Origin of the sequence: Bacillus sp. 3255 (genome assembly GCF_031456485.1) — a bacterium.
Lineage (GTDB): Bacteria > Bacillota > Bacilli > Paenibacillales > NBRC-103111 > Paenibacillus_E.
The window spans coordinates 52,385-66,897 of record NZ_JAVDUS010000002.1; the positions used below are offsets into that span (position 1 = coordinate 52,385).

Sequence of the window (14,513 nt, forward strand, 5' to 3'; positions counted from 1 at the left end):
ACTTACTCATGAATCATTCCGCAGAGAAGCGGCCTAATGTTATCGTATTTTTCACCGATCAGCAGCGCTGGGATACGACCGGCGCTCATGGCAACCCGCTGGAGCTGACGCCGAATTATGACCGGATGGCGGCGTACGGCACGCATGCCGCCTACACCTTCACCAGTCAGCCGGTCTGCGGACCGTCCCGCTCCTGCTTGCAAACCGGACTTTACCCGACGGAATCCGGCTGCTTCACGAACCGCATCCCGCTTCCGGAAGGTACCCGGACCGTTGCCCACTATTTCCGAGAAGCCGGTTATGATACGGCCTATATCGGCAAATGGCACCTGGCAGGTACTCGTACCAACCCGGTGCCTGTCGAGAAAAGAGGCGGCTATGCGTACTGGCTTGCTGCAGACGCCCTTGAGCATACGTCCGATGCCTACCGGACCATGCTCTATAATGAGAACAACGAGCCTGTCGAGCTGCCCGGCTATCGCGTAGACGCTTTAACGGATGCCGCCATCCGTTATCTTGCGGACCGCCGGCATGCCGACAAGCCGTTTTATCTGTTTCTCTCGTTTCTGGAGCCGCACCATCAAAATCATCGCGACGATTACCCTTCACCTGACGTATACCGTGGAAGATACTCGTCCCGCTACGTACCGCCGGACCTCGCCGCGCTCAGCGGAACGGCTCATCAGCATCTGGACGGATACTACGGCATGGTCAAGAGGCTCGACGAGGCGCTGGGACGGTTGAACGACGCACTGAAGAGCCTCGGTCTGACGGAGAATACGGTTATGGCGTTTACCTCCGACCATGGCTGCCATTTCAAAACGCGCAACGAAGAATATAAGCGTTCCTGCCACGAAAGCTCCATCCGGGTACCGCTGGCGTTCAGCGGTCCCGGCTTTAACGGCGGCGGCACCCTGCGCGAGCTGGTCAGCCTGATTGATCTGCCGCCGACACTGCTTGATGCTGCCGGAATCGATGTTCCGGATCACATGCAGGGACGCTCCATCCTGCCGCTGATTGGCGGCAACCGCGGGGGTGCCGCTTGGCAGCAGGAGGTCTTCGTACAGGTCAGCGAATCCGAGATCGGGCGGGCGATCCGTACCCGGCGCTGGAAATATGCCGTGACGGCGCCGGCTGGGGATCCGATTCGCGACAGCGGAGCCTCCGACTATGTCGAATCCTACCTGTACGACCTGGAGGCGGATCCTTATGAGCTGAACAACCTCGTCGATAAACAATCGCACGAGGAAGTGCGGGTGCATTTGCGCGAGCTGCTCATCAAGCGAATGGTCACCGCCGGTGAATCCGCGCCTACGATTCATGCGCTTCCTGCCCAGGTCTCGGGGCAGCTGAAAGTATCGAAGACTGAGATTTATGAATAGAGGCGGTGGCCTTACCCTAACTGGATGGGATTCCGTCAGTTAGGGTTTCTCTTTAATGAACCCATTTCAATTACTTGGGGACCGGCTGCAGGTGTACAGCATGCTTCCTTCTCCTTGTTCGCCTCAATCGGCGTACAACATAGGGATATGTCTCGTGATTCATCGGCACTCTCGAATTCGGAGTCTTGTTTCGTATGGAAAATTTCCCACGCATTACCGTCAGGGTCGTATACCCAGACTTTGTCCTGAACGGCATAACAGCAAGTTGTATTCATTTCATCAATTAAAAGCAGCCCGCTCTGGCGGAGGCGATCCCCTATGGCCAGTACTTCTGCAGTGTCACTCACTTGGAAGCCCAGATGATTAAGCACTCCTTTTTTCTCAAAGGGACGAACGTTTAAGGAGAAATGAAGCGCGGGTTCAGTAAGCTCGAATTTGGCATAATTCTCTTTCACTTTGGTTGGTTCTTCTCCGAAAAAGGCTTTATAAAATTCGAGTGATTTCTCTAGGTTACTGCAGTTTACCGCCACATGCATTCTTTGGATCATGATCATTTACCTTCTTTCTACGGTTTTTAATAGATTCGGACTTTCTCCTCGCTCATAAATCAAGAAAATTTGATTTAAAAACCAAAAAAAATTTAGCAGCAATCACTGCCACTCTTCCGAGCAGGCTTAAAAATACAGCACAATTGCTCAGAAAGTATTCGGCTTACTTCATTTTGATTTATTTCGTAGTAACTCCAAGTACCCCGTGTTTCCTTTGTAATCATCCCCGCATCCAACAAAATTTTCAAATGATAAGATAGTTTGGATTGCGGCATATTGACAATTTCAGTGAGATCACACACACAGGTATTACCACGCTGAGTAAGCTCATACATGATTTGTAATCGCTTCTCATCGGCAAGCGCTTTGAATTTGGCTTCATACTCTTTCAAGGATACAAGTGGCTCAGTTCCTGATGTAATCGGTATTTCTCTGATCATGGTCTACACCTTCTTAAGAAATTCTGGCTCTCCGTTCATTTTAGCACCTCCTTAACTAATAATCAATTTTTTTTGATTTAATGCACGATATCAATTTACCATCATTTTCATAAGCGGTCAATCACTTAATCAAAAAATGTTGATTAAACTTTTCCGCCCCATATCAAGAGGCTGCCGATTAGCCGGCAGCCGCAATAACACTGTTACTCCAGGTCCTGTAGATAAGCGATATCGCCTAATACAATTGCAGCGAAATCGTCCTGAATGTGCTGGCCTTTCTGAGCCTTCACCTCGTTCTCAAGCGCCTTCCATCCATTAGCTCCTGGCATTAGCTTCGCCGTGAGGCTTCGATAGACCCCCTCATTCGTAATAGCTCCTGCTTCGAAACCATGCCGCAGCAGCGCTTGAAGGTCTTCCCTACTGACCGTAACCTCAATCTGATAAAGGCTGGTAGCAACGTTCCCCGCTTTGTCTTCAGCTGTTATGGTGAGCTTGTGAGTGCCTGCCTGCGCTGAAAACGGTGCGATTGCCGGTTGTTCAACAAGTCTGCCATCGATCTGGTATTCGGTACGAGCTATGCCGCTTCCGGAATCCTCCACGATCACCTCGCCGGTCCAACCTTCCGATTGGAGGAATCGATCGGAAGTGGCTAAGCGTATGACCGGAGGCTTGCCGTCCACGGTAACCTCGGAGGAGGCCCTGAAGCCTCCATCCGTTGTCACCGCCGTAATCGTTACGCTGCCATCCTCGACCGGAATCACCGTTCCGTTCGGCTCCACAGCCGCAACGGTTGGATCGTTCGTGCTCCATCGAACCGAAGAATCGGTCGCGTCTGCAGGCAGCACCTGCGCAGTAAGCTGCAGCTCCTTAGCCAGATGCGGATTCATGAGAACGGCAGCAGGCGAAACTTGCAGGCCTGTCACTGCGATCTCCGCATCTTCAACTTCATCGAATTTCACGGCATCTGCCCGAGTGTACACCTCGAAGGCAGGCGGGTTCGAGGTTGCGGTCAACCGCGTCATTCGGACATACTCCGTGCCATCCCCTGTGAAATCATATGTGCCGAGCTCAACCCAGCCGGAAGCGCCTACCGAAGCGTTCAGCATTCGTACTTCTGTTCCTGCCGCATGCTTAATCTCGATCTGAACGGACGGATCCGCTCCCGGACTGCGCACGATGTTATAGAAAGATACGTTAAATTTAGAGGCCGGCAGCATCGGTTGCCAGGTCGCAGTTGCCCCTTGCATTTCCGTATATCTGGACCGGACATTCGGATTGTAGCCTGCGAGCCCGCTCTGCTTCCAGGTTCCCGTCTCCGTATAATGGACAGGATCTGTGCTGTCAACTACGACGGAGAGCTTCCGGATCTGCAGCTCCAGCGGTAAGGACGATTTGGTTTCACTGCCGATGGTGACGCTGGCGGTTATAGTAATCTTCTCCGTCGAATCGTCCAATCCGAGAAGTGTCACCTGACCGGCCTCATTAACGGACACAAGGTCAGGACGGTCAACGCTGTAGACAATTGTCGCATCCGTAAGGTCAGCCGGTACGCCGGTGTCCCACACGCCAGATACCCGGAGTTGAGCGGTTTGCGTGCGCATCAGCACACTTGTGTCAGCCGTAAGCGTTACAGATTCCCATGTCGGCGTATAGCTTTCGGGTACCCACATGACCGCGTCCGCGGCTATGCTGGCGCCTGAGACGGCACGGTTCGTCAGCTCTACATCGCCGCTGACTCCTGCGGCGAAGCGATGCGTGCCGAACAGCTGCCACTCGCCGTTTGCGTTTTTCTCATTGACGGTATAGGTATGCTCTCCACCGTCATAGTGAACCGTCAGGGCTGCATCCGACGCCCACTCGGAGCGGCCTGCCGGGAGCTTGTAATACACTTCGTAAAGCCCCGTCTCCGGCAAGTCGGGTTTAAAGCGGATACGGCTTGTCGGCTCTCCGGAGGTCGTCTTGGCTGTTACGTAGTTGCTGTAGTAGTATCCGTTGGCCGCCGTTGCCCTTGCCCAGCTGCCTTCCGTCTCCGCATCCATATTGTCCACGACAATTTCTGGCCGCTCGGCCTCAGGTGCAGGCTGGGCGGGAGGCGTTGCGACGTGATTCGGGAAATACAATGTTCTCTTCTGGGTCTGTTTGCCCTCTGACTCCACATAATAAGTAAACGGCTGCGACGGATCCCCCACAGGGATGGACCACTCCATCGGATATATCGTATCCGGCAGCGCCGTGAAGCTTGCGCCCCCGTTCAGGGAATAGTGCAAGGTTGCGGACTTGGTTGTTTTGGCCTGGATATATGCATTGTAAGAAGTTCCATCCGGCTTCAACAGCAGCATGCCCTTAACGGCATCGATCGGACTGTACGTATCGAAAAAGTAGCTTTTGTCCGAGGTATCCTGCTGTTCAGGCAGCCGGTGCAAAGGAACGTCGATATTCATGCCATCAATGATAATCGCAGTCAACCCTTGAGCCGAGACGCTCGTCTGCAGCTGTCCTCCGGTCATTACGGCCGACTCCGGCTGTCCGTTATCGCGGATAATCGTAACCGGGTAGGTGAGGCTCGGATCGAACCCGATCAGCTGCTCATTCAGATCGATGGTCGCTTGCTGCGCCTGATGGGATTCGTTGGACAATCCGATGTAGAAGCGATTCCCGCTCTCCCCCGTCATCCAGTTCAACTGCTTGTTGTCGGTCGAGATAATCCCTTTGGGCATCCACAGCCATACATCCGAATTCCCGTAGAAGGTGCCGGGCTTACTGCCGTAGACATGATATTTAAACCACAAGAAATCAGTTTCGAAGACGGATGGAAACGCGATGCTTCCGTTCGATTTGGCCATCTGCTCCGTAACGAGATAATCCATCGTCTGACCTAACTGTGCAGGCGCATGATGGTAGTACAACGATGTTCCGGCTATCGGCCCGAGCAGAGGGAAGTCCGGCTCCTGCTGGCTCTGGATGAATCCGCGGTAATAATAGCCGGGATAGTTCGTATAACGGCCGATGACGGCGTTATGCGCAATATCTCTTAGCAGCTCATCCCCGGTATATGAAGCCAGTCTCAGCATGAAGGGAGCTTCCTGGGCGTTCATCCGGTATGCTGCAGAGGTGTTCCCCGCCTCGAAGGTCATCCCGGTCGGCGATACGACCCAGCTGTCCACCTGCATGGATGCTCCCGGTTCGTCCTCCGGAAGGCGCGTCCGCGTGTAGGGATACATAGATTCCGGCGACCAGCGGAATGCAAGGTCATAGCGGAACGGCGATGGCTGAGGAATCGTAATCCGCCCTCCCGGCACAGGACGGGCTACGAAGATCGAGGCGTACCGCTTCGCTTCCTTATGCGCCGCCGCCAAATATTTAGGATCCTTCGTCTCTTCATACAGCTCCAGAATCTCAACCCACAGCTTGCCGTAACTGTAGAAGAAGCTGTTCCGGTCCGGTATCGCGGTGCTTGGCGTATCGATATCGCTTGCGATATACGCATCAGCGGCTGCGGTCGCTTCCTGTAAATACCGGCTGTCTCCCGTCATCCGGTAGGTCATTAACGGTTGAATGACCGGGCCCCGAACGAACTGGTCCGGGTTGCGGAAGCGATATTCCTCAAGTCCAAGGGCATGCAGACCTGCATTCTGTCCCCGCGTCATGTCGTAGAACGAGGATATCGTCGAGACGTCGAACGGTACCGCCGCCATCTTCCACAGCGACGGATCTCCGTAAACGGGAGCCCCCTTCGGCGACCAGCCGCGTTCGTTGCGCGATACCCCATGCTCCAGCATCGGAAGCGCGCGAGTCTCATACAATTGATCGTCACCGGTTAAATAGTAGGCTCCAAGCAGAACGGAGCTGGCGGCCGTGCGTATGGCATCTTGATTTTCAATATCGACGAAGCCTTTTGCCCGGTTCCACCAGCCGCTTTGCGACGGCACGTAATCTACGGAATCGTCTCCTTGCGGCTCAATTTTCAACAGCTCGATCATATTGTACATGGCATCGTTAAGCGAACCGGAGCCGACATTCTCGCGATACGCCGAATAGTCGTATTCGCTTCGCAAAATATCGGAGTAGGCGTCATAAATCGTTTTCCCCGGCTCTGCATACAGTCCTATGTCGAACCGGTAAGTGCTGCCGGCCGTCATGGCCGAATAAGTCCCGTACTGGGGAGCATAGAGAATCGGCTGCACATCTCCTTCATTATTGATCAAGCTCATGCCGAGCCTTTGATTGTTAGCCGTTCCCGTAGGCTCGAACTGCAGCGGCAGCTGCTTCGCAGGAATGAATAGCCCATAGGTGAAGGGGCTGCCCGAGGCATCCGGCTTCTCGACCAGACTCATCGGAGCCGTAAGCTCCCAGAGGCCTGTCGACTCCACGGTGCCGGTCATTTTCGCACGGTTGCGCGCTCCGCTCAGAACCTCGGTGACATCAGCCCTACGCTCCGTGGTGAAGCTCTGGTAGCCGATCACGTAATTCCCGTCCGTCCGCGGAGTGAAAGCATACGACAGGATCGGCCGTTCCGCCGCCAGCGACCAGGTCACCTGGAAATCATACCGGTCGGGACGACTCGAATCCGTCAAGATGACAGTCTTATCGTCCTGCAGCTCGAAACCGTCAAAAGTGAGCCAATCGTATGGCATTGTGTCGTAATAATTGGCCCTATCGCCCGCGGAGCCGTTCAGAAGGACCCACTGCTCTTCAAGCCGTTCATTCTCGGCATAGACGGCGGACCATACGCCGTTCACGCGTCGTGAGATGTCCCGGACGATCGTGCTGCCCCCGTCCCATGCGGCTTCATAGAAGGTGACCTTATAGCCGGCGTTCTGAATGGAGCCCTTTTCCGTATAATGCAGATTGGGAAGCTCCCTGCTGCGGATCGGCCCCAAGGGATCGGGTTTACGTTCCACGGTCCCTTCGAATTTCACCGCGTCCGCGCGCGTGTATATCGTAGTCGGACTGGAGGTGATACGGGTCAAGCGTACATATTCGTTACCCGTACCGGCAAAAGCATAGGTTCCCAAATCCACCCAGCCTTCTCCGGCTGGCGTCAGATCGACATAACGGGTTTCCGTCAAGCCGTCATGCACAATCTCAAGCATAACCCGCGAATCCGCGCTGCTCGGCCAGTTCACTTTATAGAATGAAACGGCAGCCTCGCCGGCGGTGATGTTAGGCTTCCACGTAATCGTCGCACCTGCAGTTGCCGTATAGCGGGTACTGGTTAGGTTATACCCTTTGACCGTATTGGAGGTCGTCCAACTCCCTGTTTCCACGTAGCCGCCATCGGCATAATCGATGATGATCGTGTTGACGTTCTTTCTTGTGATATGCAAATGGTAAGTTCTAGTCGTCATGCCGTCCCGCGCCGTCACCTCCACGGTGATCTCGTTCATGCCCACAACAAGCGGTATGGCAGGAGAATCATGACCGCCGGCAACGACTTCCCCATTCACACGCACAACCGCGTCAGTGTCCAGCGGTGCCGCATTCACCTTAATGGCAGACGTTTGCAGATCGACCTCCGCCGAATAATCCGTCATGTCCGGACGGAAGGCTGGAGACAAGGTGCCCGCTTGAAGCGACAAGCTGCTAAGCGAAGGATCTGCGGCGAAAGGCCGTGTTACGGTAATCGTATAATCGCGAACCGTTGTCCCGTCTCCTGCCGTCACCGTTATGGAAATTACTGTGTCCCCCGGCGCCAAAGAAAGTGCTGGAGACGGTACGCCGCTTGCTGCCTGAACTCCATTAATCTTCAGGGATGACTGAGGATCGTAGACCGTCGCTGTGACGGTGATCGAGGATGTTTCAGGAGCAGCGGTGTACGTGTAAGCCGTCACAGTCGGCGAGAATACCGGAGACAAGCTGCCGCCGCCATCGATGCTGAGCCCTCTCAACGATGCGTCGCTGCTGTCTGCGGCCCGTTCGAATTTCACGGCATCCGCATGAACGAACGTACCCGGTATGGCGGAGGTTTTGGTCATTCTCACCAATTCGCTTCCCGAGCCTGCGAAGGCATATGTACCAAGCTCCACCCATTCGGATACCCCTTGCGTAAAATCCAGCTGCTTGGTATCGGTTACACCGCCGTGCACGATATCGATCCGCACGTTCGGATCGTCGGAGGCTGTCGGGCGCTTTACTTTGTAAATGGATACTTTGTAGCGTCCCTCCAACACTCCGCTGTTCGGCGTCCAAGAAGCCGTATTGCCGACCCCTCCGGTGACCCGGGTCGAGGTACCGTTGTAGCCCTTAATGCTGCTCGCCGACCATGCGGGATTCTCCGCATATCCGGGCTCTCCATTATCGATAATCAATAGCTCAGCCGAAGCAGCGGCGGCTTTCGCCGTAGAGGGGGCCAAACCGCCCCCCGCTAACGATGTGAAGAATAAGAGTATGGACAACAACAGCGCTGTGCGGGCCATAAGCATTTTTCGTTCCACAAGGCATCCTCCTTATGATGTCACGCGATGAATCCGAACCACCCGGTTTACTGTTGCTTCCTCAGGCTCCAGAAGCCAGAGATGGCCGTCCTCGGTTCCCGCCTTCCAGCCCTCTGCTTTCAGAGTACCGCCCTGCTCATGCCAAACCGCGAAGGGGCCGTTCTCCTTCAGCCTGACCACCATTTCCAAGGGGGTGGCATCCAAGAGCTCGACAGCCGCCGGCGACAAATACTTGTCAATCCGGCCGATCGCCGACCACCCCTGCTGGACAGGGGTTATCAGATAGAGATGATTCCCATACCCGCCGAGCTCGAAATGATGCTCCTGCGTCAGCTTCCCAGCACACTGCTTCTGCCAATCATAGAGAACAAGCCCTTCGGGAGGCAGGGACCATACAGTATCTCCATTCTGCAACATCGAACCGGCATCGGCGTAATCACTTGCCCGTATAACACCGCGAACAGGTACGGCCGGTTCGGTCAGGTTATAGACCACGAGAGCGGCTGCTGCTCCCGCCAGCGGAGCGATGACCACATACGGGTCTCCTTCCAGCGGATTGAGGAACAAACAATTCTTGATCGGAGCAGCCGGTGCTAGCGGCCTCAGCAGCTCGCCGTCGGCATAGCAGAGCGGCATAATGTTCGCCTTATTGAAATCGGACGGATTGTCGGATAAGTAAATCGGGCCTCCCGACATCGCCTTCGAGATCGCCATGATTTGGCCGCTTTCCTCGTCATTCGAATGGAACATATCATGGTCGCCCCATACGGTCTGCCCGATCCACGGGATGTTGCCGTAGGAATTGTGCAAGTGCCGTCTCGCCCGCCCCTGATCGCCTACGGCATAATCCTCACTGCAGCGGGTGACCGCGCTGATTCTGGTATTGAACGCACATACGGCGTTATGCGCCATACAATTGATCAGACCGTCCAGGTGCCTGGCGCATGCCGCTTCCAACGCTTGAGCGTTATGTGCAGCGCGTTCGGCTCCGTTATCCGTTCCCGTGTTCAGCTTGACATTTTGCGCTTGATTATCAACCTTCACGAAATCGAAGCCGGCCTCGCGTACCGCACGGATCATGCTGTCGTAGAAGGCAAAAGAATCCGTGAAGGAATTCTTCGGCTGAAGCCGTTCGCCCGGGACAGGCTCCAAGTGGCGGTTCAGCCCGCCGAACTCGTTGTCGGGCGCAACGCCACCCCAATAGCCGTTGAAGTTAAGCCAAAGTCCCATCCATTGGATTCGCGTCTCGCTGCGCCGGGCTGTAAGCGCCGCCCAGCCGTCCGGAAACTTGGCGGCATCCGGCCTGAAGCTGATCAATCTGCGTCTGGCGTCGGCATGCAAGTGACCGTCGTCGACAAGCATATACCGGATCGGCAGTCCCGATGCCTCTATTCGATCGGCGGCTTGAAGCAGCATCGCTTCATTGATATCGAATTTGTACTCTTCCCAGCTGCACCAGCCCAAGTAACGGAAGGGCTCCGGATACCGCTTCTGCTCCCGCAGCCTGGTCGTGCCGCCGATACGTTCATCCTTGATAGCGGTTTCCCATACTTCCCGGCAAGCTGTATAAGGATCGGCATTGACGGCCCGCGCAAGCAAAGGGACGTCCTCTTGAACGGCCTGTGTACCGAACGTGCTCACGTTCAGCATCAAGGAGCCGGCATCCCCGGCGAACCATCCGAAGGTACGTGGTCCGACTGCCGCCAGCAAAGCCATATATCCGCCTGCGTTCAGCTTCAGCAGCAGAAAATGGCCTCCCGGAGCGAGCGCTTCGAAATCATGGATGGCTAACGGCTGTATCCGGTTGCAGCCATCCGGCCACGCTTGCGAATGTCCGGGAATCGGGTCGTATTTCTGAAAAGGAGCGAAGTAGCTCGCAACCTCGAAAGCCGGAAGCTCAAGCTCACAGCTGTAGATGATGCCTCGCTCGTCGGGTGCATAGTGTCCTTCCCCGGCGGATAGAAGGTTGGCTTCGCCCGCCACCGTTTGTACGAATCGTTTCCTATTACGGTCATGCTTCATCTCTACGCTTTCCATCGAATATCGCTCCTCCGTCACTTCGCGCTCTCCATCTTTTTAATAAATTCATTCATTTGCTTCATATAATCCTCGCCGCCTGCTTTATACCACCCCGCCAGCAGCTCATCGAATTTGCTGACAGGCGCTTCGCCAAGGATGATTTTCATCACCGTCTGATCCCATACTTTCTGATAATCCATCAGCGATGGCTTCTTGGCCGCTTCGGGCACGAAGCCGAGATCCTTGCCGTTCGCAACGGTTTCTACGGATTTCTTCAGCCATGGAGTAATTAAGTCAACCACGTTCTTCTCCGTACCCACCGTAATGAAAAAGTCGGTATCGTTCGCACGGCGCATCGTATTGCGGCGAACAAAGCTTGTCGGCGGATTCGGAATCGCCACCTTGTTCCCGTTCTCCAGCTTGTAATCGGAGCCCTCAAAGCCGTTGCTCACCGTTGGCCATACATCATCGGCAAGGAACGCATCGAGAAACTCAGCAGCCTTCTGCGGGTTCTTCGCAGCCTTGGTGATCGCCCAGAAGCCCCATAGGCCCGTCGCATAGCCCCCGCCTTGGACCTTGCCCTGCTCATTTTTCACAAAAAGATAAGTCAGCTCGACATTCGGGTTCTGCTTGCGCATCTCGTCCGTATGCCAATTGTAATGACCGGCGAAGCCTAAGTAGACCCCTGTCATACCCTTCCAGAATCGCTCTCTCGCCTTGGTCCCGTCGTTGGTGGCTGCATCCGGATCGAGAAGGCCTTCTTTATACAGCTGATTGCTGTAGGCTAGCGCTTTTTTGTAAGCGTCGCTATTGGTGTCATAGGTAGGATCCATATAAGCATACGAGCCGCCTGTGGTCGGCTGCCAGCCGGTCAAGCCGAACGGACCTGTGAGTACGGGATCCAGCACTTTGCGCGCATTCACGTTAACCGCTAATCCGTACGTATCGTTTTTGCCGTTTTTATCCGGATCCTCCTTCGTAAATTTCCGCAAAATATCGGTGAACTGGTCGATTGTGACCTCCGAATTATCCGGAATCGTCACGCCGACGTTCTTCAGCCAATCCTTGCGTACCCAAAACATATCATTCCGGTTCACCGACGTTCTCGGGATTCCGTAAATGTTGTTGTCCTGCTTCACTTTAAGCGCGTCCCAAGAAGTCTGGTACGTGTATTTCTGCAGGTTGGCCGCATTCTTCACGTAATCGTTCACCGGCAGCAAGATGCCGTCCTTCATCGCATTCAGGAAGCTCGGATCGTTCGTTGCCGGGAAGAACACGATATCCGGATATTCGCCCGAAGCCAGCATTAACTGAAGGCGTTCCTTATATCCCGTAAGCGGGGGAATCTCGAAGGTCACCTTCGTATTCGTCTTTTTCTCCAGCAGCTCGACCATCTTCTTATCGGTTGCCGACAGATCCGCCTGGTCATAGTTGGCCATGATCTTCAGAGGCACAGGCTGCGAGGAGCCCTGCCCGCTTGTCGCCTCTCCTCCACTGCTTGCCGGTGTCCCCGTAGCGGCTTCATTGCTTCCGCAGGCCGCACTAGTCAGCAGGACCGCCGCTGCCAATACCGCTAACATACCCCTCTTGTTCGCCATCATAGATCGTTCCTCCCACATATTTGGTTGATAAAGCTATAGCAAGGGTTGCCCCTACCACTATCCTTTGACCGAGCCGAGCATAATGCCTTTGACAAAGTAACGCTGAATGAACGGATACACGAGCAGAATCGGAACCATCACGATAGTTAGCGTGGCATACTTCAGCGTCTCCGTCGTCGCCTGTTCGCCGCCGGTTTCGGCTGCATTACCGCCGGTGGCAATCTCTTTCATGCCGGCCCCTTCGATAATTTCGCGAAGAAACAGCATAAGCGGCCATTTCTCAACGCTGCGGATATAGATCACGCCGTTAAAGAAGTTGTTCCAGTAACCGACGGCGGCAAACAGCGCAAGCGTCGCGATGATCGGCGTCGATAACGGAACGATGATGCGAAACAAGATGTAAGGGTCCGAAGCGCCGTCGATGCGCGCCGCTTCCTCCAGCTCCTCGGGCAGACTTTCGTAGAAATTTTTCATCAGAATGAGGCTGAAACCGGAAAATAAGGATGGCAGCACCAGTGCCGCGAGCGAGTCCAGCAGGCCGAGGGAACGCATCAAGTAGTAGTTCGGAATAAGCCCCCCGCTGAACAACATCGTAAATACGATAAGCAGCATGAATATTTTCCTGCCCTTTAACACCTTCTTGGAAAGCGGATAGGCCGTTATGATGTAGAGAAAGAGGCCAAGCGACACACCGCATACGGTTACCAGAATCGTATTCCTATAGCTCACCCATAAGATGCGATGCGACATGATCTCCCTATAAGCGCTTATTTCGAAATCCTGCGGCCATATCATCATCGGATTATCCACGTAAGCGGCATAGGAGCTGAATGAGACGGCAAGCACATTGACGAACGGATACAGCATCGCCAGACATACGAGCGTGAGCAGCACATAGTTGATCCAATCAAATACCTCAAGCTTCACTTTGGTTAGCTTCATAAGTTTCATCTAGTCACCTACCAGATTTGTTTTCCGAATACGCGCGCAAGCCGGTTCGCCAGCAGGATCAGCACTAAGCCGACCAAAGCTTTGAATAATCCGACGGCAGCGGCGAAAGACAGACGTCCGTCGATAAGTCCAACCCGGTACGTATACGTTTCAAAGACATCGGCTACGTCATACGTCATCGGGTTGTACAGCAGGAACACCTGCTCGAAGCCGTTGTCGAGGATGTGGCCGACCTGCAGGATGAGCAGCACCACGATGGTCGACGTAATCCCCGGCAGCGTGATATGGCGGATCTGCTGGAACCGCCCCGCTCCATCCATTTTGGCCGATTCATACAAGGTCGGATCAATAGCGGTCATCGCCGCCAGATAAATGATCGTGCCCCAGCCTACACCCTTCCACACCTCTGCGGAGATGATGATCGTCCGAAAATATTCCGCCTTCAGCAGGAAGGGGATGGGCTCATGGCCGAGTGTTTGCAGAAGTTGGTTGACGATGCCCGTTGAAGGAGACAGAAAGTTCATGACCATGCCGGCCAAGACGACCCAAGAAATGAAGTGAGGTAAGTATAGAATCGTTTGCGATACCCGCTTGAACAGCAAATGCCGAACCTCGTTCAGCATCACAGCCAATAGGATGGGCGCGGGAAATTCGAAAATAATCTGATACATACTGAGCAGCAGCGAATTACGCAGTACCTTGTAGAAGTCGGGAGCTTGGATCAGGTACTCGAAGTTATCAAGCCCGACCCAGTCGCTGCCCCAGATGCCCCGAACGAGACTGAAGTCCTGAAAGGCGATAACAATGCCGGTCATCGGAATATATTTGAAGATGATCAAATACAGAAAGCCCGGTATCAAAAATACGTACAGCCACTTATGATGGGACATATGCTTGCGGAATGCCTGCCTGCGCGTCTTCGCCCCGGCGGCGGATACCGCTTGTTGCGCTGTGAATGCCATCGGTTCCTCTGTCCTTTCCTGCAGCGATTTGTTTAACGTATCGTCATTGTAGCGAAGCCAGGGCTGCAAAAAAATCTAATATCTCGCGAAAATGTTTGTTATTTCACCGACTTGCCAAAACGTAAAAAACGCTTGGCCCCCTCCACCATGGAGTTAGCCAAGCGTCGAACAGCTGC

The 14,513-nt window shown here is 54.3% G+C and carries 8 protein-coding genes; 1 reads left to right on the plus strand and 7 read right to left on the minus strand.

Translation table 11 applies throughout. The features are described 5' to 3' along the window. Positions 1–8: 8 nt before the first annotated feature. A complete protein-coding gene (locus J2X61_RS02775) occupies positions 9–1,382 on the plus strand; it encodes a sulfatase family protein (protein ID WP_310185762.1) in 1,374 nt (457 codons plus the stop codon). Positions 1,383–1,417: 35 nt separating this feature from the next. Here the strand turns inward: J2X61_RS02775 and J2X61_RS02780 are convergent, their stop codons facing one another. From J2X61_RS02780 to J2X61_RS02810, 7 genes are all read right to left on the minus strand, one after another. After that, positions 1,418–1,927: an ArsI/CadI family heavy metal resistance metalloenzyme gene (locus tag J2X61_RS02780; RefSeq protein ID WP_379239628.1), complete on the minus strand. Its 510-nt coding sequence runs from the start codon at positions 1,925–1,927 to the stop codon at positions 1,418–1,420. Positions 1,928–2,022: 95 nt separating this feature from the next. Further along, on the minus strand, positions 2,023–2,370 hold the full coding sequence (locus J2X61_RS02785) for an ArsR/SmtB family transcription factor (RefSeq protein WP_274465836.1): 348 nt from the start codon (positions 2,368–2,370) through the stop codon (positions 2,023–2,025). Between the two features lie 203 nt (positions 2,371–2,573). Continuing rightward, positions 2,574–8,804, minus strand: coding sequence for a golvesin C-terminal-like domain-containing protein (locus J2X61_RS02790; RefSeq protein WP_310185765.1), 6,231 nt, complete (start codon positions 8,802–8,804; stop codon positions 2,574–2,576). A gap of 12 nt (positions 8,805–8,816) precedes the next feature. Continuing rightward, complete coding sequence (locus J2X61_RS02795) at positions 8,817–10,841, minus strand: Sip1-related alpha-galactosidase (RefSeq protein ID WP_310185768.1); 2,025 nt, start codon at positions 10,839–10,841, stop codon at positions 8,817–8,819. Positions 10,842–10,858: 17 nt separating this feature from the next. Beyond that, entirely contained in the window at positions 10,859–12,424 is a 1,566-nt protein-coding gene (locus tag J2X61_RS02800; RefSeq protein WP_274465839.1) for an extracellular solute-binding protein, read from the minus strand. A gap of 57 nt (positions 12,425–12,481) precedes the next feature. Beyond that, positions 12,482–13,366, minus strand: a complete 885-nt coding sequence (locus tag J2X61_RS02805; protein ID WP_310185773.1) for a carbohydrate ABC transporter permease — start codon at positions 13,364–13,366, stop codon at positions 12,482–12,484. 17 nt (positions 13,367–13,383) lie between these two features. Further along, positions 13,384–14,406, minus strand: coding sequence for an ABC transporter permease (locus J2X61_RS02810; protein ID WP_310185776.1), 1,023 nt, complete (start codon positions 14,404–14,406; stop codon positions 13,384–13,386). Between the last annotated feature and the right edge of the window lie 107 nt (positions 14,407–14,513).

Bases quoted from the DNA above. Each gene is read 5' to 3' on its own strand.
- J2X61_RS02775 (WP_310185762.1), top strand. From the start codon at position 9: ATGAATCATTCCGCAGAGAAGCGGCCTAATGTTATCGTATTTTTCACC.
- J2X61_RS02785 (WP_274465836.1), bottom strand. From the start codon at position 2,370: ATGATCAGAGAAATACCGATTACATCAGGAACTGAGCCACTTGTATCC.
- J2X61_RS02795 (WP_310185768.1), bottom strand. From the start codon at position 10,841: ATGGAAAGCGTAGAGATGAAGCATGACCGTAATAGGAAACGATTCGTA.
- J2X61_RS02800 (WP_274465839.1), bottom strand. From the start codon at position 12,424: ATGATGGCGAACAAGAGGGGTATGTTAGCGGTATTGGCAGCGGCGGTC.
- J2X61_RS02805 (WP_310185773.1), bottom strand. From the start codon at position 13,366: ATGAAGCTAACCAAAGTGAAGCTTGAGGTATTTGATTGGATCAACTAT.